This is a genomic window from Bacteroides intestinalis DSM 17393, from assembly GCF_000172175.1.
Classification (GTDB): Bacteria; Bacteroidota; Bacteroidia; order Bacteroidales; family Bacteroidaceae; genus Bacteroides; species Bacteroides intestinalis.
Map to the genome: position 1 here is coordinate 911,089 of NZ_ABJL02000008.1, position 22,307 is coordinate 933,395.

The following is a 22,307-nucleotide window of genomic DNA, read 5'->3' on the forward strand; positions in this document are numbered from 1 at the left end:
TTTATTTTTGATGTCACGTTCGCTTTACACGTTCGTCTTAGTTATGTAAATGGAACTCAAACAATTTAAAATATCCGTTCTACCCCTCCGCAATAAACTATTGAATTATGCGCGGAAGTTGACCGAAAGTCCGGACGATGCAGAAGATGCCGTACAGGAAGTCCTGCTCAAGCTATGGAATAAAAGGCTTGAACTGGAACAGTACCGAAGTATTGAAGCATTCGCCATGACCATGACACATAATCTCTGTATGGATATGTGGCGTACTAAACATACAACCAACGTACCATTGGAATATGTGCAAGATGCCACCCCCAGCGGAACACCGGAACGGTTGCTTGAAATAAAAGACGAAATTCGCCTGATGCATGAGATTATCAATTCACTGCCCGACTTGCAGCGCACCATCATGCGGATGAAGGATATCGAAGAGTACGAAACAGAAGAAATTGCCGACATCACAGGTTGTAATCCGGAGGCTATCCGAAGTAACCTGTCGAGAGCACGAAAGAAAGTGAGGGAAATTTACATGCAAACCATACAAGAAAAAATAAGGAGGAAACAAGCATGAAGATAGAAGAATTAATAGATCGCTATTTCGAGGGACAGACCTCATGTGACGAAGAACGCGAATTGCGCCGTTTCTTCACACAAGAGAATATACCAGAATCCCTACAAGTATACCGTCCCCTGTTTGCCTGTCTGGATCAAGAAGCAAAAGCATTCCAGAAAGAAAGCATCCCTGCTAAAAAACTCTCTTTCCGTCGACGCTTCATTTATATGACCGGGGGAATAGCTGCCGGACTATTATTACTTATCGGTATTGCAGGTACACAACGTTATCTTCATGCCACTCCGGATAACTATGTCATCATCGACGGTAAACAATACACCGACGAGAACCTCGTACGTGAACAAGCTCTTGCCGCTTTCCGTGATATGCGGACTACGGAAGATGAAGTACTTGACCTGATGTTTGAATAATAAAAATCAATAGATATGATTATGAAAAAGCTCATTCGTACCCTGCTATGCTGCCTGCTGTTTCTACTCAGCACCGGTATGTACGCCCAAAAGGGGCTACAAATAGCTTCCGTATTTCAGAAATACGGTAATGAGAAAGGGGCCACTTATGTGGAATTATCGAAGATGTTATCCAAAACATGGGACATAACCCATTACCAAAGCCTAAAGCTGTCGAAAGCCGAAAAAGCATTACCTGACATTTACCGTTGTCTGGAAGCCGATCGGGAATATGCCAAAAAGATCAAAGAGGTAGTCACAGATGGACGCATTCAATCGGGATACTATCAGCTGCCTCCGGTAAAAGACCAAACCAATCGATTCATATTGTTCCGACTCGGGAAGAAAGGCGAAGCTACGCTTATCTATATCGAAGGAGAAATAGACAGCGATGACCTTGTTACACTGATATTCAGCAAAGACTAAGATTGAAAATTATAAATCACAAATAATAAAACTTATGAAACGAATACTCTTTTTATTTCTGATCATGACTTCAATGACAGTCGTGGCACAAGAAAGCATCCCGCAAGACACAACCCTCTACCTCAACGGACGGAAGGTGGTTATTAAAGAACGTGACGGTAAAATCAAAGTAAAAATGTATGAATCGAAAGCTGAAAATGACACCATAGAAAATACTCAGGTATTTGAAGGTGTGTATCTGGACGGGCGCAGCATTGAGCGAACCACCACAGTTTCCGTACCTTTCGTAAAGAAAAAGAAAGGCTACTATCGCTTTGATCCGCATTACCCTGCCATTTACTTCGGTTTCAACAAACTGGCGAGCAGCAAGTTTCAATATTCTGCCAAAGTACCGCAACTTGGCTCTAAGTCTTGGGAATGGGGAATTAATATGTTCAATACCGGCGTAGCTATTACACGAGACAATCATTGGGGATTAACTACGACTCTCGGACTTGCACGCATCGTCTACAAATTAGATGATAACTATGGTTTCGAAAAAATCGATGGCATCACTGTTTGCCGACAAGCCAACGATGTAGATTATCAAAAGAGTTGGCTGCGCTATTGGGCTTTCCGCCTACCTGTCAGTTTGGAATGGCAAACCAAATTTGGCAGTAGCCGTGCTTTCATCGCAGTCGGTCCGGAAGTGGAATGGCGCATGGGGGTTAAATCCAGAGCCAAATATGATAATAAGAAACACACATTGAGCGATAAACTGAACACCCATCCACTTGGAATGAACCTGTTGTTGCAAGCCGGTTACGGTTGCCTGGGATTCAATGCCCGTTTTGCACTAACTTCCTTGTTTGAAAAGAACAAAGGCCCTGAACTCTATCCGGCTTCTATAGGTATAGGTTGGTACTGGTAAATCGTCCCGTAAGATAAGAAAATCTGTCCCACGAGATAAAATAATCCGTCCCCTGAGATGAAAAAATTCATTTCAGGGGACGTTCTTTTTCATTTCAAGAGATGATTTTAGTTGTCTCCTGTAATCAGGTTCACAATCTTGGAGAATATAAAAAACATTGTTATCTTTGTCAGTAACACTAAAAATAATCATTTCATTATGACCAAAGAAGAATTAATGAGAAAAGCGATCGAACTCTCTACGGAGAATGTCGCTAATGGTGGCGGCCCTTTTGGTGCTGTGATTGCCAAAGATGGAGAAATTATAGCTACCGGAACGAACCGCGTAACAGCCTCATGTGACCCTACGGCACATGCTGAAGTCAGTGCTATTCGTGCAGCAGCCACAAAGTTGGGTACTTTCAACCTCAGCGGATGCGAAATTTATACTTCCTGCGAACCCTGTCCCATGTGTCTCGGCGCTATTTACTGGGCACGACTGGAGAGAATGTATTACGGAAACAATAAGACTGATGCCAAAAATATAGGTTTTGATGACTCTTTCATTTATGATGAGATCGCTCTAAAACCTGCCGATCGCAAACTCCCCTCAGAAGTACTGCTACACAACGAAGCCATCAAAGCTTTTGAAGCATGGGCTGATAAGGAAGATAAAATAGCCTATTAATTCCTTGCCAAGCACTATTTTCAAGCATTAAAAAAAGAAGTCCCCGGAGCGCTGCAATCGTTTCCGGGGACTTGGGTTTAATACACAAGGTATTTGCAATGAAAGGTTATTTGCTTTATATTGTTGTTCGTTTAGAAACGCATACCTAAAGTAAATAGCACCTGACTACGAGAGTTTGTTACTTTCGTTACTGCCGGTACATCATAATTACCATTATTACCGGGCAAAGCAAACGGATAAAAATCAGCTTTCTGAGTAGAATACTTATAAGCCAGATCAGCATAGAATGAAGAACCTCTATAACCAATACCTAACGTATAATTACTCAGTGATTTCGTATTTGCAAAGTCAGTATCTACATTCAATGAATTATAAGGAAGTGTCTTAACCGCATCATTCTTAAATGCAGCAGAGCTATAGTTGTAGCCCAAACGAAGAGCAAATTCCGGGATTACCTTATACTCAGCACCAATACGGAAAGTACTCACTCCTTTATTATTAATTTTTGCTTCTTCACTCTCATACTCCATTTTATCACCTTCCGGGTAATAGAAAGCCATTTTTGAATAATCCTGATACTCATATTCAGCGCCTAAAGCCAAATTACTTCCCACTGTATAACCTATACTTAAATTATATGTCCACGGAGTACGCAATTCAAACTCGCTCTTCATATCTTTATCATTCAATTCATAATAAGTATCATATGAGAGATGTTCCTGAAACTCTTCACCTGTTTCATTATTCACATACCAAATATTCGATTGTATAGCTGCTCTGGTAGTATAAGTCAGTTTATAAAAGGTTGGCGTATGGATGGCTAATCCAAGGCGCAAAGGAGAGTCTTCCATAGGACGAAGAATAAAACCGAACTTAGCATCCCAACCTGCACCATTGATACGATTTTCACTGCTTATACTATAGTCATTACCTTCTTTCATATCTTCGCCATAGAAATAAGACTTACGATAATTTACATCGTATGCTCCGATGGTAACACCAAAATAAAAGCGATCATTAAAGTTAAAAGCAATATTAAAATCATATTGATCCACTCCACCTCTTTCTACAGACTTATAAGTAGCATAAGGGCTAATACCTAAGCTATAATAAGGATTATTAGGATCGTCATCTGTTTCAAATAAACGGGCATCCCATCCTAAAGCACCTAACCAGCCAACTCTATCTTGATCATACGGAAGAATATTGTTTTCTGTCAACTGGTGAAGATCCATTCCCGCACCATACATCTGATTCGCCTGGCTTGCCATCAAGTCTGTCTGCGACAAACTATATTGCCCTCCCATCGTCATTGTCCGATTGAATGATTTTGCTTTATGATAGTTAAATCCAAAGTTGACATAACGCAAGGTCGTTACATTCCCGAGCTTCGTAGAGAATACAAAACCTGCATTGTCAAAATTCCAACGGTTTTTATCACTATTAAATGTATTACTTCCTAGCTTACTCTCGACTCCCATACTGGAAAAGCCAAATGAAACCATTGCATCATTACTGCGATAGATACCAATACCGGCAGGATTTGTTCCAATAGTAGAAATATCACCACCCAAAGCTCCCATTGCACCACCCATACCCACAAAGCGGGCGGTTCCGTTCAAATCTTTACTTATTATATTTGCTGCATCATATACAGTCTGTGCGCTCACACTTGTCGCTACGAGCACAGCCAAAGCCATTATCGTTGATTTCTTTTTCATACTCATTTCTCTTTTATGGTAAACACTCCATACGGTTATCTTCTTCTAGTGGAACCACCGCCACCACCACTTGAGCGACTGGAAGAACCTCCTCCACTACTACCGGATGAATAGCTGCTCGAACGTGAGCTACTACCGGAAGAGTAACTACTGTTTGAAGAAGAACGACTACTGTTATAAGAACGAGTAGTACTACTATTGTTATTAGAACGTCTGCTATAATCATTAGAGTAGCTTCTGGTAGGATTAGTCGAACTACCTCTATTATAAGTCGGTGTAGAAGTGCTACTACGACGTGTAGTTCCTACAGAAGAAGAACGGGTAGAAGTTCCTCCACTATTACGAACACTTTCCACATTACTACTATTATATGAATTATTGCGCGTACTGCTGGGACGAGTATAAGTCGATCTCCGTGAAGAAGCAGCATCTCTTCGGGTATTCATTCCCGGACGTTCACTTCCTGAACGGGTACCTACCACCCTGCGAGTTGTACTGCCTGAAGTACCGGTACTGCGTCTTACGGAAGTAGCATCCGAAGAACGACGTACGGTTTGTCCACCATTCGTTACAGAACTCCGGCGTGTAGTTCCTTGTGCAGTAGAAACACGATTTCCGTTGGAATAACGTGTTCCATCATGACGTCTGTTTGTATATACGCTACCGCTATTCCAATGGCCACCTCCCCAGTGTCCACCGCCGGGATACCAACCGCCTCCAGGATAGTAATGATGGTGATGGTGTCCCCATCCCCAACTCCAGCCACCGTAGAAGCCGCCCCAACCATAGGACCAGCCGCCGTAACTATAATAAGGTGAGTAACCTCCCCAACCATAATAAGGATAGCCTCCCCATCCATAGGAGTTATAACGCCAATCCCACCACAAACGGTTAGAGAAAGTAGGGAAAGCATAAGCATACATTCCATCAGTATATACGTTCCAGTTCCATGTATCCAGACCGTAAACGACATCCCAATAGTATGGACTACTGATACTTATTGCATAACGAGGATTACGGAAACGTACGATACGCATAGCATATTCATAATCATCTTCCGAACCATCGAAGCCGTTTACCCATTCCCCTTCCGGATCGGGCACAGCTTTTTCTTTGATATATAAGGTATCGTCCTCCATTACGAAGTCATTCTCACGTGAATCATAGCGGCGATTATACTCATCTACATCACGTGTATTTCCTTTACGATCCTGAACTACAACCGTAGTATTCCCCGGCGACGTATAAACCGTAGTCGGTGCATTCGACTTTACTACAATCTCTTCAGCCGGAGCAGATGTTCTTTTCTTCTCCTGTTTCTTTTCCTTCTTACTCTTAGAAGGAGTGTAGTAAAGGTCGTCATCTATGCTCTGCGCCGAAACCATCCAAGGGAGGCACAAGGCAAAAAGCGATAAAAAAACAATCTTTTTCATATGGGTGTGGTTTATTGGTTTACATTTATCTATTTTATCACGTCACAAAGATAGCGATGGGAATTACCGTCTGCAGGAGAATTTCCCCAAATGATTATAGGGATTTCCCTAAATACCCTATCTTTAAAGAAGATAAGCTGCACCCCAACATAACTTTTTCATGCAAGCATGAAAGTTCTGCATTCGATTTGCACTATCTTTGCGCCTAATAAACAAATATACAAAGAAACCGGTTCACCTCATCGGGACCCTCTTTGTATTTAACAATATATTGTATTCCAATGAAATATTTAGAATTTACTTTCCGCACTTCCCCTTGCACTGAAACAGTGAACGATGTGCTTGCCGCCATTCTGGGTGATGCAGGTTTTGAGAGTTTTGTAGAACAAGAAGACGGTATTGCTGCCTACATACAAAAGGATTTGTATGATGAGACAACTGTAAAAACAGCTATTGCTGAATTCCCCCTACCGGATACAAAAATTGAATATACTTTTACAGAAGCTGAAGACAAAGATTGGAACGAGGAATGGGAAAAGAATTTCTTTCAACCGATTGTTATTGGTGACCGTTGCGTCATTCACAGCACTTTCCATCACGATGTTCCCCAAACTGAATATGACATCGTAATCAATCCGCAAATGGCTTTCGGTACGGGTCACCACGAAACTACCAGTCTCATCATCGGTGAACTGCTGGACAGTGACCTGCAAGGAAAGTCTTTACTCGATATGGGGTGCGGTACTTCTATCCTTGCCATTCTTGCCCGCATGCGTGGTGCTGCACCTTGCACCGCTATCGATATTGATGAATGGTGTGTACGCAATTCCCTTGAAAATATTGAACTGAACCATGTAGACAAAATCTCCGTATCACAAGGGGATGCTTCTTCTCTGAATGGGCTAGGTCCGTTTGATGTGATTATTGCCAACATCAACCGTAATATTCTGCTAAATGACATGAAACAATATGTGCGCTGTATGCATCCGGGCTCAGAACTGTATATGAGCGGTTTTTATGTAGATGACATTCCATTGATTCAGGCAGAAGCTGAACGTAATGGATTGCAATTTGTACACCATCAGGAGAAAAATCGTTGGGCAGCAGTAAAGTTCAAACTTTAGCACTTACTCATCCAGTAGCGCAGCACTTTATTTGTGTAATTTGCGTAATTTGTGTTCTACTATGAAGCACCGTCTGATTCATATCTACACAATCAGACAACAGACAAGGAAGCATTTGACTTTGCCCTACTCTTTTTACAACTTCATAGTAAATCCTATTGGGTGTTAACCTTGGTCAACAGGCCTGTCAACCTTGCTTGATGGAGATGTGTCAAAACTAAGGCACATCTCCTTTTTTTATATTTAAATGTTTTTTTCTCTATGCGACTCTTTTTTCACTAATTTGGTAATACGCGGCTATATTCCTCGTATATTGCGTCATAATTGTTCTGATAAGAATACATATAATGCGTGCAGTCCCTCCCTTTCCTGCTTTTAGTAGTTTAGCGCACATTTTTTTGATATTAAAAGCTATAGCAAAGAAAGCAAAGTCCATCGTAACCTTGTCTTCTCCTTTATGTCTGAACCGGCGGTATGCCATGTTGTATTTCATTTGTCCAAACACAGCTTCCGGTTCTATACACCTCCTGCCTCTATGCTTGATACCTTCCTCTGAGAGCAATTTTTCCCGTGCCTGCCGTTTGTATTGGTTTAACCGGTGATTGACTTCTATAATACGATTTCCCTGGGCTTTAAAGCAACTGCCACGCAAAGGACAACCCTCGCAATTTTGTGCTTTATAACGTGCACTTTCGGTGATGTATCCGCTTGCAGTTTTGTCACGTCTGGTCCCTATACGGTTCATGCGCTGCCCCATAGGGCAAACGTAATAATCCTCTTCTGTATTGTAATGGAGACTTTCCGCATGGAACGGATTGGGAGTATAACGGGGACGCTGTTCTTTATGGAAGAAGTTATACTTGACAAAGGCTTCTATCCCGTTCTCCTGCATGAACCGGTAATTTTCTTCTGAGCCGTAACCGGAGTCTGCCACCCCGACAGCGGGTAAGCGGTTATAGCGATGTTGGAAGGAGTGGAAGAAAGGAATGAGCGTCAGTGTATCGGTAGGGTTGGGAAACAGTCGGAAGTCTATGAGAAATTGGTTTTCAGTACCTATTTGCAAATTATATCCGGGCTTGGTCTGCCCGTTCTTCATGGCGTCTTCTTTCATACGCATGAATGTGGCATCAGGATCAGTCTTGGAATAGGAATTACGTTCTCCAAGAGTGTCAAGATGATTGTCGTATTCCATCAGCTTGTCACGATACCCTTCAAGTTCCTTGAGCTGTTTCTTCTTTTCGCGCAGGGCTTTCTTTTGTTCCTTATCCTTTGTCGCAGGCTGGTGTTCTAGGACTTCTTTAAGTTCATCCACTATGTCAGAGAGCATGGCGGGAGTGAATTGGGCGGGTGTGTCTTTTACGGAGTTTTCTTGTGCAATGGCTTCGTCCACCTGTTCCAGAAGGATACGAATCTTGTCCAGCAACTTCGTGCGGTGCTTTTCAACACTCTTGCGCCAGACAAAAGTATATTTGTTGGCTTTGGATTCAATCTTAGTGCCGTCGATATACTCCACCTCAAGACTGATGAAACCTTTGTCGGCAAGGACAAGAACTAACTGGGTGAATACATTATTTATCTCCTCCTTTACACGGTTACGAAAACGATTGATGGTGATAAAATCCGGATGCTCATTACCGGCAAGCCAGATATAATGAATGTCACGCAAGAGAAGCTTCTCTATTTTACGGCACGAATAGATATTATTCATGTAGGCGTAGATAATTACCTTAAGCATCATTTTAGGATGATAAGGACAGCGGCCGGTTTCTTTATAAAGTTTATTGAAACCTTCAAGATCGAGAGTATCAACAACTGTGTTAACTATGCGAACCGGGTCGTTCGACGCAATGTTTTCATCAATTCTTTGAGGAAAAAGAACGGTTTGGTTGGGAATGTAAGGACGAAAATGTAACTTTGCCATAACGAAATACTTTATGCCTAAAGATACAAAAACTTTGGGGAATAGCAAAGCCCGGGCTTGCGAAAGTCTGGGCTTTGTGCATAAAAAAGGTTGTGCCAGAGTTTTGACACAACCTCTTCAAGCAAGGTTGACATCCAATTATTCCTAAGAGTGAACAGGATGTTCCTTAAGAGAAAACAGAATCATACCTTATGTAAAACCCGTTAATACCTTATGATTAAAACAAACAACTATGGCAATCTTATCGTTTACACGGGGAAAAAAGGCTAAAAAACATCAGATATAAAAAGAGAGAACTTTCAACCAAATTATTTTTGTAAAGTGAGAGCCTGCAATTGTTCCAATGAGCCATTAAATACGTTCAAGTCAACTTCTTCCTTAATGCCCGGAACATTGCCTACATCAGTATGTTGCCAGAAGTGCCAGGGACCTTCGTACTTGACGGAATCTACGTAATAATGAGCAATCCAGTAGGGATACGTATTGAATACCGAATCATTAAGATAGCGGCTTTTAAATTTATAGGAAGTATAAAGAATAGGTTTCACACCATAATGCGACTCTACACGGTCGAGCCAGGTTTTAACGGCAATCTTCAGGTCATGGGGCGTACTTTTACCAATAGTTTCGACATCAAGTACAGGGGGGAGATCACCGGGAATAAGCTGAACCGTACGGATAAAGAAATCAGCTTGCTTATGGGGATCTGTTTTGGGAGAAAAGAAATGGTAAGCCCCACGGATAAAACCATAACGATGTGCCTGATCAAAATTGAACGGGAAAGTATCGTCAGCATGGTCACCACCCTCAGTGGCTTTCATAAAGACAAAATGGATAGGAAATTTGGTTGTTTTATTAGATGTCAGTTGTACCCAATCTATACTACCTTGATAATGGGAGATATCAATGCCATGCACTTCATAGTCACAGGGCATACAGACACCATATCCTTTCTGACCATAACAAGGCTTCCAGCGATAAGCATACGGGCGAATGAAAAACCAATAAAACCCGACAGAAAACACAGCAATAATCCCAACAGCAAGTATAGTACGCAACCATGTGGGCATGATACGTTCTTTGCTCTTTTTCTTACCGCGGCGTGCAGCAGGTACAGCAGAACGGGAAGTTGGTTTTCGACGAGGTGTAGAATTAGTTTTAGTTGCCATGCATTAGTTAAAATAGAACGCAAATCACACAAATTACGCAAATAGATTATTCAAATTTGTGTAATTCATGTAATTTGCGTTCTTCTTATTCACTTTTCGTTAGCTTGCTGATTTATTTAGCTTGCTCTAACTGCAAAGTCTTTGTCGGCTGGTCACAAACTTCTGTAGGTCCGAAGTACTGAATCGGTCCCGGATATACATAGTCTGTAGTGATAGCCCACTGATCGCGCTGAGCAGCAAATGCCTTGAATGGAGCACCATCCAGTTTCACCAGAGCTTTCTGGATAACCGGTTTCATTTCACCGTGACGGCGTTCCATGTTCATCATCATCGTGATGGGCACACCACCTGCAATCCATTGGTCAGCAGGAGCTGTAGTGTTGCGTACAGAAGACATATAACCAGTCTTGCCGTTAGCAATCAGAGAAGCAGCTGTATAACCCAGTGAGTAGCAATAGTCAGCATCGTAGTTAGACGGAGCAGCGCAACGGCCTTCATAACCGAAGAAGTGATGTTGAGAAGCGAACTTACCAACAAATTTACCTTCTTCTTTCCATGCAGCGAGCTTAGTAGCCACCATTTCCGACAACAGTTTTTCTGTTTCAATCAGAGATACCTGTACGTTTCCGTGCGGGTCGCGATCCAGCGTCAGCTGACGTGCAACGCCTTCGGGCAGGCTGGCATAGATAGCAGAATTTTCCGGAGACAGTTTGCGGATGATATAATCACGTTGGTGAGATTTCTTAATCTGAGAGAATTCCTCAGCATTGGCAGCAAGGAAGTCGTTCAACTCAGCGATCAGACGTTTCATAGCCGGGATGAATTCAATCAGACCTTCAGGAATCAAAACTGTACCGAAGTTGTTGCCTTGAGCAGCGCGGTTGGCTACTACCTGTGCAATGTAAGTTACGACATCGTCCAAAGACATATCTTTTGCCTCAACTTCTTCTGATACGATACAAACGTTAGGTTGCACCTGCAAAGCACATTCCAATGCAATGTGAGAAGCAGAACGTCCCATCAACTTGATGAAGTGCCAGTATTTGCGAGCAGAGTTACAGTCGCGTTGAATGTTACCGATAACTTCAGAGTAAACCTTACAAGCAGTGTCGAAACCGAAAGAAGTTTCAATCATTTCGTTCTTCAAGTCACCGTCGATAGTCTTCGGACAACCGATTACCTGTACTCCACACTTCTTAGCTGCATAATATTCAGCCAGTACGCAGGCATTCGTGTTTGAGTCGTCACCACCGATAATAACCAATGCTTTGATATCAAGTTGCTTCAGGATTTCCAGACCTTTTTCAAACTGGTCTTCTTTCTCCAATTTGGTACGACCGGAACCGATGATATCGAAACCACCTGTGTTACGGTATTCGTCAATGATGTCTGAAGTCAGCTCCATATAGTTATGATCTACCAAACCGCCGGGGCCAAGGATGAAACCATATAACTTACTGTCTTTATTCAAATTCTTGATACCGTCGAAAATACCGGAAATCACATTGTGACCGCCGGGAGCCTGACCACCGGAAAGGATAACGCCCACATTCATAGCAGGGAAGTTAACCACTTCGTCAGTAGCCTCAAACTTGATCAAAGGCATTCCGTACGTATTAGGGAACAACTTTTGGATAGCTTCCTGATCGGCTACAGATTGAGTAGCTGCTCCAGCTACCGCCTTAACGGCACCCTTCAGCGCTTTCGGAAGTTTGGGCTGATAAGCAGCCCTTGCAATTTGCAATGCACTTTTTGTCATTTTATCTAATTATTTAAAGGTGTTAGTAAAGTTTCGTTCAAAAGCGTCGCAAATTTCGTGTTTTTTTCTGAATTATGAAAGGAAGCGCACATCAAAAAAAATATGAAATGTTGGTTTATACCGTGGAAAGTACTTATCTTTACCGGAAATATTTCAATTTATTCACTTAAAACGTAAAGATTATGGCAAGTAGAAGAGAACTTAAGAAAAACGTCAATTATATCGCAGGTGAACTGTTCATGGAGTGTTTGGTAAATAGCTTATACGTACCCGGAACCGATAAAGCAAAAGCTGACGAACTGATGGGTAAAATCCTAAGTATGCAAGATGAATTTATCAGCCGCATCAGCCATACCGAGCCGGGAAATGTAAAAGGTTTCTACAAGAAATTCCGCGAAGACTTCAATAAGGAAGTAGACGCAATTATTGACGCTATCGGTAATCTGAAGTAAGCACCGGGAATGAAAAAAGCAATATATAGCTTTATCTACTATCGCATTTTGGGATGGAAGACAAACGTGACGGTGCCGGATTATGATAAATGTGTGATAACTGCAGCACCTCATACATCTAATTGGGATTTATTTATCGGCAAACTATTTTACGGAGCTATCGGGCGGAAAACCTGCTTCATGATGAAAAAAGAATGGTTCTTCTTTCCGCTGGGACTAATATTCAAAGCCGTGGGTGGCATACCGGTGGATCGGGGACGTAAAACATCATTAGTAGACCAGATGGCGGCAAGATTCGCCAGAAGCAAGAAATTCCAGCTTGCCATTACACCGGAAGGCACCCGTAAGGCAAATCCGAATTGGAAAAAAGGATTTTATTTTATTGCATTGAAAGCGCAAGTGCCTATTGTAATGATAGGTATTGATTATACCACCAAAACGATTTCTGCGACAAAGGCGATCATGCCGTCGGGAGATATCGAAAAGGATATGCGCGAGGTAAAGCTCTATTATAAAGATTTCAAAGGAAAGAACCCGAAAAACTTTGCTTTAGGAAACATTTAAGTTTCAACTGCAGGATTACGCAAATTATACGGATATGACCCGAACCATATCAAGTCCGTGTTTGCTCCGTATCTATAACTACGGACTTGGTATGGACTTGGTACGGCCTTGACACGGACTTGGTAGGAGGAAGAATTCTCTTCCTTCAATGGATAGGACTAAAACAGATTTTTATAGTATGCGTGTAACTCTATTACAAACAGATATTGTTTGGGAAGATAAACAAGAAAATCTCCGCTTGCTCCGGGAAAAGCTGATAAAGCTCCGTGGAGAAGCGGAGATTGTTGTCTTGCCCGAAACTTTCTCTACCGGTTTCAGTATGGATAGCCGGAGACTGGCTGAGCCGGTATCAGGTGAAACAATTTCCACCCTGCGTCAGTGGGCAGCAGAATTCCATTTGGCTATTACGGGCAGTTACATAGCCTGTGATGAAAGCAGCACCTCTCTCCAAGCCCTCCCCTGCTACAATCGTGCTTTTTTCCTGACTCCTGAAGGAGAAGCTTATTACTACGATAAACGACACCTTTTTCGCATGGGCCAGGAAACGGAGCATTTTACAGCAGGTAGCCAACGCCCTGTCATCTCCTACCGAGGGTGGAATATACTGCTGCTGGTCTGCTATGACCTTCGCTTCCCGGTATGGAGCCGGAACGTAAATAATGAATATGATCTTCTGATATACGTTGCCAACTGGCCCGTTCCCCGCCGTCGGGTGTGGGATATTTTGTTGCAAGCCCGTGCACTCGAAAATATTAGTTATGTTTGCGGTGTCAATCGCATTGGTACGGATGGAAATCAAATGCCATATAGTGGCGGCAGTGTCATTTATTCGCCAAAGGGCGATTTGCTTACCAGCGTGCCCGACTATGAAGAAGGAACCACCACCGCAACTCTCGACCTCTCTGTACTGAGAGAATTTAGACAAAAATTTCCCGCATGGAAAGATGCGGACGCTTTTTCAATTAGATTATGGAACGAATGAGAACTAAACACCGTATAGCTGACAAGCTATTCTTTCTGTTACTGACTATCGCAGTTTTTTCCTCTTGCGCAAACAGCAAAAAGGATATTGTTCCTTCTGCCGAGTATGCACCTTTTGTGAATGCATATACGGGAGGAGTTATCTCGCAGACTTCGAATATACGCATAGAACTGACACAAGATCAGCCTATGGTAGATTTGAACAATGAACTGAAAGAAAATCCATTCAGTTTCTCCCCATCTCTGAAGGGTAAAGCCTATTGGGTCAGCAACAATACGATTGAATTCGTTCCTGAACCAGGAACTTTAAAGCCGGGAGAATTCTATGAAGGTACATTCCAATTAGGTCGGTTTGTAGAAGTGGACAGTCGCCTGAAAGAATTCAAATTCTCTTTCAGAGTACAGGAGCCCAATTTCACACTATATGTTGAACCGCTGACAACCATCGACGTAGATAGCCATGGCGACCTGGTGACGCTGAAAGGTGAAGTACGTTTCAGTGATGCCACTTCCAAAGAAGCAGTTGAGAAAATGCTCTCTGCCAAAGGTGGAAACGGCCAAAGCTATCCGGTCAGTATCACTCCGACAGATCATCCGACACGCTACCTGTTTGAAATAGCCGGTGTCATTCGCGAAGCAGAAGACTATCAGTTGGAAATCACCGCTAATGGCAGTCCTGCAGGAATCGACCGCAAACTGGCAGAAAACGTACTGATCCCTGCCAAGAATGATTTCCGTTTCCTCTCTGCCAAACGCATTGACGAACCGGAAAATGGAATTGAAATAGTATTCTCCGATCCTGTTTCTACCACACAAGACCTGAACGGATTGATTGAAATCCCCGAAGTATCATCTTCTATATTTCAAGTGGAGAATAATAAAGTATACATCTACTTTGAAGCCAACCAACTGAGCAAACTGACTTTGAAGATACATGAAGGAGTGAAAAACAGCCGGGATAAATCGCTCGGAACATCACACTCCATCGCATTCAGCGAACTGAATCTGAAACCACAAGTGAGTATGTCTACATCAGCCGCTATCCTGCCCGACTCCAAAAGTTTGATCATCCCGTTCCGGGCAGTCAATCTCTATGCGGTAGATTTAAGCGTGATCCGTATTTTTGAAAACAATGTACTGATGTTCATGCAGACCAATACGCTTTCATCCGCCAGTGAACTGCGCCGTTCCGGACGATTGGTTTACCAAAACACATTGTGGCTGAGTAAGGACAGCACAAAAGATGTACACCGATGGGAAGACTATTCAATAGACCTTGCCGGACTGATTCGGCAGGAACCGGGTGCTATCTACCGTGTCATACTTTCTTTCCGGCAAGAATACTCTGCTTATCCTTGCAGCGGGACAGAAAAACAAGTGATGAGCTTTGCAGACAATACTGTTTCAGAGGGATTGACGAAAGTCAGCGGAAATAGTACTTTCGAAGAAAATGAAGCAGAATGGGATACCCCGGAAACTTATTTCTACTATAATGGTAACATAAAGATGGACTGGAGTCAGTATAACTGGCGGGAACGTAACAATCCTTGCCATCCCTCCTACTATATGGACTCTGACCGGGCAGCATCGTGCAACGTATTTGCCTCCAATATAGGAATGATTGTAAAACGGAATTCACTGAACAAGCTATGGATTGCCGTAAGCAATATCCTAGATACCAAACCGATGGAGAAAGCTAAAGTAACTGTTTACAACTTCCAGTTGCAAGTCATCGGAACCGGTGAAACGAATAGTGAAGGATTTACGGAAATCACTCCGCAAGGTGTTCCTTTCATTGTGGTAACCGAAGTAGAGAAGCAGAAAGCTTACGTTCGTGTGGCAGATGGCGAAGAACAATCTGTCAGCCGGTTCGATGTAGGCGGAAAAGACATTCAGAAAGGATTGAAGGGATTCGTCTATGGCGAAAGAGGGGTATGGCGACCGGGAGATACGCTGCATGTAAGCTTTATTATGGAAGACCGTGAAAAAAGGATTCCGGATAAACACCCCGTAGCATTGGAATTGTATAATCCGAGAGGACAATTCTATACCAAAATGATCTCTACGCAAGGTGTAAACGGTTTCTACACATTTGACCTGCCGACACGCCCCGAAGACCCGACGGGATTATGGAATGCTTACGTCAAAGTAGGTGGAACCGCTTTCCACAAAAGCCTCCGCATAGAAACAGTGAAGCCAAACCGCCTGAAAATTAATCTGAAACTGCCGGAGAAAGTGATACAAGCCTCCACCAAAGAGATGCCCGTAATGCTTACTTCCACATGGCTGACAGGCGCCACAGCTTCACGGTTGAAAACCAAAGTGGAAATGTCCCTGTCAAAAGTAAATACGCAATTTAAGAACTACGGGCAATACATATTCAATAATCCGGCTACCGAATTTACAACTGTGAAAAACGATGTATTCGACGGAACATTGGATGCGGAAGGAAAAGCCAACTTTATGTTGAAACTTCCGGCTGCCACCAATGCCCCGGGAATGCTGAATGCAACCTTAACCAGCCGTGTATTCGAACCGGGAGGAGATGCCAGTATTTACACGCAAAGCATTCCGTTCTCTCCATTCTCATCTTATGTGGGTATTAATCTGAACCAGCCGAAAGGAAAATACATCGAGACAGACCAAGATCATGTATTCGACATTGTCACCGTAAATGCAGAAGGACAAGTAGTGAACCGCTCCAATCTGGAATATAAGATTTACCGCATCTCCTGGAGCTGGTGGTGGGAAAACCGGGACGAATCATTCGGAACATACGTCAACAGTAGCTCCATCACTCCCGTAGCCAGTGGCAATATACAGACTACAGGCGGAAAGGCAACCTTCAAATTCCGGGTAAATTATCCGGACTGGGGACGTTACCTGGTTTATGTAAAAGATAAGGAAAGTGGGCATGCCACCGGTGGAACTGTTTATATAGACTGGCCGGATTGGCGCGGACGTTCAAGCAAGACAGACCCCAGCGGCATTAAAATGCTTGCTTTCTCTCTGGATAAAGACTCGTATGAAATAGGTGAAACGGCAACAGCCATCATTCCTGCCGCTGCGGGAGGACGTGCATTGGTAGCCCTGGAAAACGGTTCAACCGTTCTGCAACGTGAATGGATTGAAGTTTCCAACAACGGAGACACAAAGTATTCTTTCAAAGTGACTCCGGAAATGGCGCCGAACGTTTACCTGCACATCAGCCTGTTGCAACCTCATGCACAGACAGTGAACGATTTGCCGATACGTATGTACGGTGTGGTTCCGGTATTGGTGACTAATAAACAAACAATATTGCAACCGCAAATTAAAATGCCGGAAGTGCTGCGGCCGGAAACGGACTTCACCGTTACCGTCAGTGAAAAAAGCGGCAAGCAGATGACCTACACATTGGCCATTGTAGACGACGGATTACTCGACCTGACTAATTTCAAGACTCCCGATCCGTGGAATGAATTCTATGCCCGCGAAGCATTGGGCATCCGCACCTGGGATATGTATGACGATGTACTCGGAGCATCTGCCGGACGCTACAGTTCATTGTTCAGTACGGGCGGTGATGAGACATTGAAACCGGCCGATGCAAAAGCGAACCGCTTTAAGCCGGTAGTGAAATTTATCGGTCCGTTCTATCTGGATAAAGGAAAACAGAAGACGCACACGCTGAAACTACCGATGTACGTAGGTTCTGTACGTACGATGGTGGTAGCGGGGCAAGACGGAGCATACGGAAAAGCGGAAAAGACTTCTTTCGTGCGGACACCATTGATGTTGTTGTCCACACTACCCCGTGTGCTGAGCACACAAGAAGAGATTACCGTTCCGGTGAATGTTTTCGCCATGGAGAAGGAAGTGAAGAGTGTATCGGTATCCATCCAGGCTTCAGGTGGAGGTGTGCAGGTAATCGATCCCAATAAACAATCTATTACTTTCAGTCAACCGGGTGACCAACTCGTTTACTTTAAGATAAAGACCGGAAATAAAACAGGAAAAGCAACGATACATATCACTGCCAGCGGTGGCAGCCAGCAGGCGAAAGAGACCATTGAAATCGAAGTCCGGAACCCGAATCCGGCAGTGACCTTCCGTAACAGTCAATGGGTGGAAAAAGGAGAAAGTGTAACACTTCCTTATGCATTGAATGGTGCTTCTCCAGCAAGCAGCCGTATGCTGCTGGAAGTTTCACGCATTCCTTCGGTAGATATCAGCCGCAGGTTCGACTACCTGTATAATTATCAGCATCATTGCACGGAACAGCTGACTTCCAAAGCTCTACCGCTATTATTCGTCAGCCAGTTTAAAGCTGTGGATGAGGAAGAAGCTCAAAAGATTAAAACTAACGTACAGGAAGCGATACGGCAACTCTATGCACGCCAAATTCCGAATGGCGGTTTTGTATACTGGCCGGGGAATGCCAGTGCTGATGAGTGGATTACTTCTTATGCGGGCATGTTCCTCATACTGGCACAGGAGAAAGGCTACGCTGTCAACTCGAATGTACTGAATAAGTGGAAACGCTTCCAACGTGCTGCTGCCCAGAACTGGCGGATGCCGGATCAAGATGACAGTTGGGGTTACTGGCAAACGGGAGTGCAACAGGCATACAGGTTGTACACACTGGCATTAGCCGGTGCACCTGAGCAGGGTGCCATGAACCGGATGAAAGAACAAGCTAACCTGCCTCTGCAAGCCAAATGGAGACTGGCAGCCGCTTATGCCCTGACGGGTAAGATGAAACCGGCGGAAGAATTGGTATTTAAGGCGGAAACCACCATTGCCCCCTATTCTTCACAGAACTACATCTACGGTTCGTATGATCGTGACGAAGCTATGATACTGGAAACTTTACTCCTGATGAACCGCGACCAGGCGGCATTGCAACAGGCGAAGAAGGTATCCAAGAATTTGGCCGAAGAGAATTGGTTCAGTACACAGTCCACTGCTTTCTCATTGATGGCGATGGGACGTCTGGCTGAGAAACTTTCAGGTACTCTGGACTTCACTTGGACCTGGAACGGGAAACAGCAACCCGTAGTAAAATCAGCCAAGGCTGTATTTACAAAGGAACTGTCCACTTCACCGGCTTCGGGTAATATTATAATAAAGAATGAAGGTAAAGGTGCATTAAGTGTGGACCTCATTACACGCACGCAATTACTTAATGACACGTTACCCGCAATATCCAATAACCTCCGCCTGGACGTAAAATATACGGATATGAACGGAGCGACGATATCCATAGATGATATCAAGCAGGGAACAGACTTTATGGCAGTCATCACCGTAGGTAATATCAGTGGAACCACCGCTTACAGTAATCTGGCATTAACACATATCCTGCCGTCAGGTTGGGAGATTTACAATGACCGGTTGATGACTCCGGAAGCGACACCTACCCGTGAGTATACCTACCAGGATATTCGTGACGACCGTATATTGACCTATTTCGACTTGCGTCGCAGCGAGCTGAAAAAGTTCACCATAAGACTGCAAGCTACGTATGCAGGTAATTTCATTTTACCGGCTATCCAGTGCGAAGCCATGTATGACGGTTCGGCACAGGCACGAACCAAGGCGGGAAGAACGACTGTCAGCCGTTAAGTTCGTTTCATGGGAGCTAAGATTATAAAGTACTTCAAACAACTGTCTATCACCAGAAAAGTAATATTCATACTTATTACAATTCTGGTGATAGCCTATATCTTTTGTCTTCCCCGGCAACTTTTCCATGTGCCCTACTCCACCGTTGTCACTGACCGGAACGGTGAATTACTGGGCGCACGCATTGCATCTGACGGTCAATGGCGTTTTCCGCCCCGGAACACTACTCCGGAGAAAATAAAGCAATGTCTCATCACTTTCGAAGACAGGCATTTCTATCACCATTGGGGAGTCAATCCTGTCTCCACGGGCAGAGCCGCCTACCAAAACCTAAAGAATAAGCGCATTGTAAGTGGAGGAAGTACCCTCACCATGCAAACAATCCGTCTGGCAAGAAACAAATCGCGTACTTTTGGAGAAAAGTTCATAGAAATGATCCTGGCCACCCGACTTGAATTTCGTGCTTCAAAAGAGAAAATCTTGTCCATGTACGTTTCACACGCTCCTTTCGGAGGAAATGTAGTAGGACTCGATGCCGCTGCCTGGCGATATTTCGGACATTCGGCCGAAGAACTTTCCTGGGCGGAAGCAGCTATGCTGGCGGTACTTCCAAATGCACCCGCCATGATTCACCTTTCCAAATCACGACAATCATTGCTCAATAAGAGAAACCGTCTGCTGAAACAATTATATGGACGAAAGATTATAGATAGTTCCACTTACGAACTGGCTATCAGCGAACCATTACCCGATGAGCCTCATCCTCTCCCTCAAATAGCCCCTCATCTAGTCAGTCGCTTCTATCAGGAACGGAATGGGAAATATTCTGTGTCAACCATCGACAGAGGTATTCAAACCCAGATAGAGAACGCAGCCGAGCGTTGGAGTAATGAATTTAACCGGAGTGATATACGCAACCTGGCTATTCTGGTAATCGATATCCAGACCAATCAGGTAGTAGCTTATTGCGGCAATGTAAACTTCAAACGGAAACAAAGCGGTAACCAGGTAGATGTAATTCAGGCACCCAGAAGCACGGGAAGTATTCTGAAACCATTTCTATATTATGCCATGTTGCAGGAAGGCAGCCTGCTGCCTCATACATTACTGCCTGATATACCCATTAATATTAATGGCTTTACACCTCAAAACTTCAGTTTGCAGTTCGAAGGTGCTGTTCCTGCTTCAGAAGCACTTGCTCGTTCACTAAACATTCCGGCAGTAACGATGCTGCAAAAATATGGTGCTCCCAAGTTTCACACTTTCCTGAGGCAAATAGGTTTGAAGACAATCAACCGCCCCGCCTCCCATTATGGTTTATCACTTATCTTAGGCGGAGCGGAAGCCACCCTATGGGATGTAACCAATACATACGCATACATGGGACGGAGTTTATTGCAACTTCCACAAACGGAATGTAGTTTACTGCTTTCAGATTCTGAAAATTCCGAGGCAGTCACTTCTGCAAAGACAACGGATATTTTTCAACCGGGAGCCGTATGGCAAACATTCAATGCTCTAACCGAAGTGAACCGTCCCGAAGAAATAGACTGGAAATCCATCCCTTCCATGCATCCCATCGCATGGAAGACCGGAACGAGTCATGGATTCCGCGATGCCTGGGCTGTAGGCGTCACTCCTCACTATGCCATAGGTGTATGGGTGGGTAATGCCACCGGAGAAGGCAAGCCCGGTCTTGTAGGAGCACGGACAGCCGGCCCGGTTCTGTTTGATATATTCAGCCTGCTTCCTCCTACACAATGGTTCAAACGTCCGGGAAATGTCTTTGTTAAGACTGAAGTATGCCGGAAATCCGGGCACCTGAAAGGCCGATTTTGCGAAGAAACAGACACCTTATTGATTCTTCCCGCCGGATTAAAGACGGAAGCTTGCCCTTATCATCACCTCATCACTCTCTCAGCCGATGAGACTCACCGTATCTATGAGAATTGTGCTAATCTGGAACCTACCATCCAGAAATCCTGGTTCACTTTGCCGCCCGTCTGGGAATGGTATTACAGACAACATCATCCGGAATACAGTCCGCTTCCTCCCTTCAAGCCGGGTTGCGGAGAAGATGCCCTCCAACCAATGCAGTTCATCTACCCGCCCATGAATGCACGGATTGTATTACCCAAACAGATGGATGGAAGCCCAGGATATATGACTGCCGAACTGGCCCATGGTAATCCCGCTACCACCATCTTTTGGCATCTTGATAATACTTATCTGACGCAGACGCAGGATTTCCATAAGATTTCTTTGCAACCCACACCCGGAAAACACTCGCTGACAGCGGTAGATAGTGCAGGAAATACAGTAACTACTACATTTTATATTAACCCTCTTTAAAAATAGGCACGCATACCCATCTCTGCCTCTCCGAACAGGTTATGTATTTGTACAAAAAGATTCCATTTTAGTCTTTTTAATGAAAATACCTAAAAGAAGTGAGTACATAGTTACCAAAAAGTGCCTACATTTGTATCCCGAAACAGTGTCAGAAAAAAACACCTTGTTCCGAAAAACAGCCCCGACACCATTAAATGAG

The 22,307-nt window shown here is 43.9% G+C and carries 16 protein-coding genes; 11 read left to right on the forward strand and 5 right to left on the reverse strand.

Translation table 11 applies throughout. The annotated features are described in order from the left end of the window. Nucleotides 1–49: 49 nt before the first annotated feature. The 5 genes from BACINT_RS13195 (at nt 50) to BACINT_RS13215 (ending at nt 3,025) form a co-directional block, all read left to right on the forward strand. Nucleotides 50–571 (forward strand): RNA polymerase sigma factor, encoded by a 522-nt coding sequence (locus BACINT_RS13195; protein WP_007663901.1) that lies wholly within the window; start codon nt 50–52, stop codon nt 569–571. After that, nucleotides 568–984 carry a hypothetical protein gene (locus tag BACINT_RS13200; protein WP_007663902.1) on the forward strand — a complete coding sequence of 139 codons (417 nt, stop codon included), beginning with the start codon at nt 568–570 and terminating at the stop codon, nt 982–984. The genes BACINT_RS13195 and BACINT_RS13200 overlap by 4 nt, the downstream gene beginning before the upstream one ends. Nucleotides 985–1,005: 21 nt before the next feature. Next, a complete protein-coding gene (locus tag BACINT_RS13205) occupies nt 1,006–1,449 on the forward strand; it encodes a DUF6108 family protein (protein ID WP_044155243.1) in 444 nt (147 codons plus the stop codon). A 34-nt stretch (nt 1,450–1,483) separates the two neighbouring features. Then, a complete protein-coding gene (locus BACINT_RS13210) occupies nt 1,484–2,359 on the forward strand; it encodes a hypothetical protein (protein WP_007663904.1) in 876 nt (291 codons plus the stop codon). A gap of 198 nt (nt 2,360–2,557) precedes the next feature. Further along, the gene (locus tag BACINT_RS13215) at nt 2,558–3,025 is read left to right on the forward strand and encodes a nucleoside deaminase (protein WP_021967750.1); all 468 of its coding nucleotides are present in this window, start codon (nt 2,558–2,560) and stop codon (nt 3,023–3,025) included. A gap of 131 nt (nt 3,026–3,156) precedes the next feature. Here the strand turns inward: BACINT_RS13215 and BACINT_RS13220 are convergent, their stop codons facing one another. Further along, nucleotides 3,157–4,746, reverse strand: coding sequence for an OmpP1/FadL family transporter (locus BACINT_RS13220; protein WP_044155246.1), 1,590 nt, complete (start codon nt 4,744–4,746; stop codon nt 3,157–3,159). Between the two features lie 35 nt (nt 4,747–4,781). Then, on the reverse strand, nt 4,782–6,179 hold the full coding sequence (locus tag BACINT_RS13225) for a hypothetical protein (RefSeq protein WP_007663907.1): 1,398 nt from the start codon (nt 6,177–6,179) through the stop codon (nt 4,782–4,784). 281 nt (nt 6,180–6,460) lie between these two features. On the opposite strand from BACINT_RS13225, the gene prmA reads away from it, so the two are divergent. Then, nucleotides 6,461–7,303 (forward strand): 50S ribosomal protein L11 methyltransferase, encoded by an 843-nt coding sequence (gene prmA, locus BACINT_RS13230; protein ID WP_007663908.1) that lies wholly within the window; start codon nt 6,461–6,463, stop codon nt 7,301–7,303. 259 nt (nt 7,304–7,562) lie between these two features. Here prmA and BACINT_RS13235 read toward each other — a convergent pair whose 3' ends face one another. From BACINT_RS13235 to BACINT_RS13245, 3 genes are all read right to left on the reverse strand, one after another. Continuing rightward, complete coding sequence (locus BACINT_RS13235) at nt 7,563–9,224, reverse strand: IS1182 family transposase (protein WP_007663909.1); 1,662 nt, start codon at nt 9,222–9,224, stop codon at nt 7,563–7,565. 308 nt (nt 9,225–9,532) lie between these two features. After that, the gene (locus BACINT_RS13240) at nt 9,533–10,393 is read right to left on the reverse strand and encodes a glycoside hydrolase family 25 protein (RefSeq protein ID WP_007663910.1); all 861 of its coding nucleotides are present in this window, start codon (nt 10,391–10,393) and stop codon (nt 9,533–9,535) included. Nucleotides 10,394–10,505: 112 nt separating this feature from the next. Continuing rightward, on the reverse strand, nt 10,506–12,152 hold the full coding sequence (locus BACINT_RS13245; RefSeq protein WP_007663913.1) for a diphosphate--fructose-6-phosphate 1-phosphotransferase: 1,647 nt from the start codon (nt 12,150–12,152) through the stop codon (nt 10,506–10,508). Between the two features lie 182 nt (nt 12,153–12,334). Between BACINT_RS13245 and BACINT_RS13250 the strand changes: the two genes are divergently transcribed. From BACINT_RS13250 to pbpC, 5 genes are all read left to right on the forward strand, one after another. Further along, nucleotides 12,335–12,604 carry a hypothetical protein gene (locus BACINT_RS13250; protein WP_007663915.1) on the forward strand — a complete coding sequence of 90 codons (270 nt, stop codon included), beginning with the start codon at nt 12,335–12,337 and terminating at the stop codon, nt 12,602–12,604. A 9-nt stretch (nt 12,605–12,613) separates the two neighbouring features. Next, the gene (locus BACINT_RS13255; RefSeq protein WP_007663916.1) at nt 12,614–13,168 is read left to right on the forward strand and encodes a 1-acyl-sn-glycerol-3-phosphate acyltransferase; all 555 of its coding nucleotides are present in this window, start codon (nt 12,614–12,616) and stop codon (nt 13,166–13,168) included. Between the two features lie 178 nt (nt 13,169–13,346). Beyond that, complete coding sequence (locus BACINT_RS13260) at nt 13,347–14,150, forward strand: amidohydrolase (RefSeq protein ID WP_044155040.1); 804 nt, start codon at nt 13,347–13,349, stop codon at nt 14,148–14,150. Next, a complete protein-coding gene (locus BACINT_RS13265; RefSeq protein ID WP_007663920.1) occupies nt 14,147–19,756 on the forward strand; it encodes an alpha-2-macroglobulin family protein in 5,610 nt (1,869 codons plus the stop codon). Before BACINT_RS13260 ends, BACINT_RS13265 begins: the two co-directional genes overlap by 4 nt. A 9-nt stretch (nt 19,757–19,765) precedes the next feature. Further along, the gene (gene pbpC / locus BACINT_RS13270) at nt 19,766–22,108 is read left to right on the forward strand and encodes a penicillin-binding protein 1C (RefSeq protein WP_007663922.1); all 2,343 of its coding nucleotides are present in this window, start codon (nt 19,766–19,768) and stop codon (nt 22,106–22,108) included. Nucleotides 22,109–22,307: the final 199 nt, after the last annotated feature.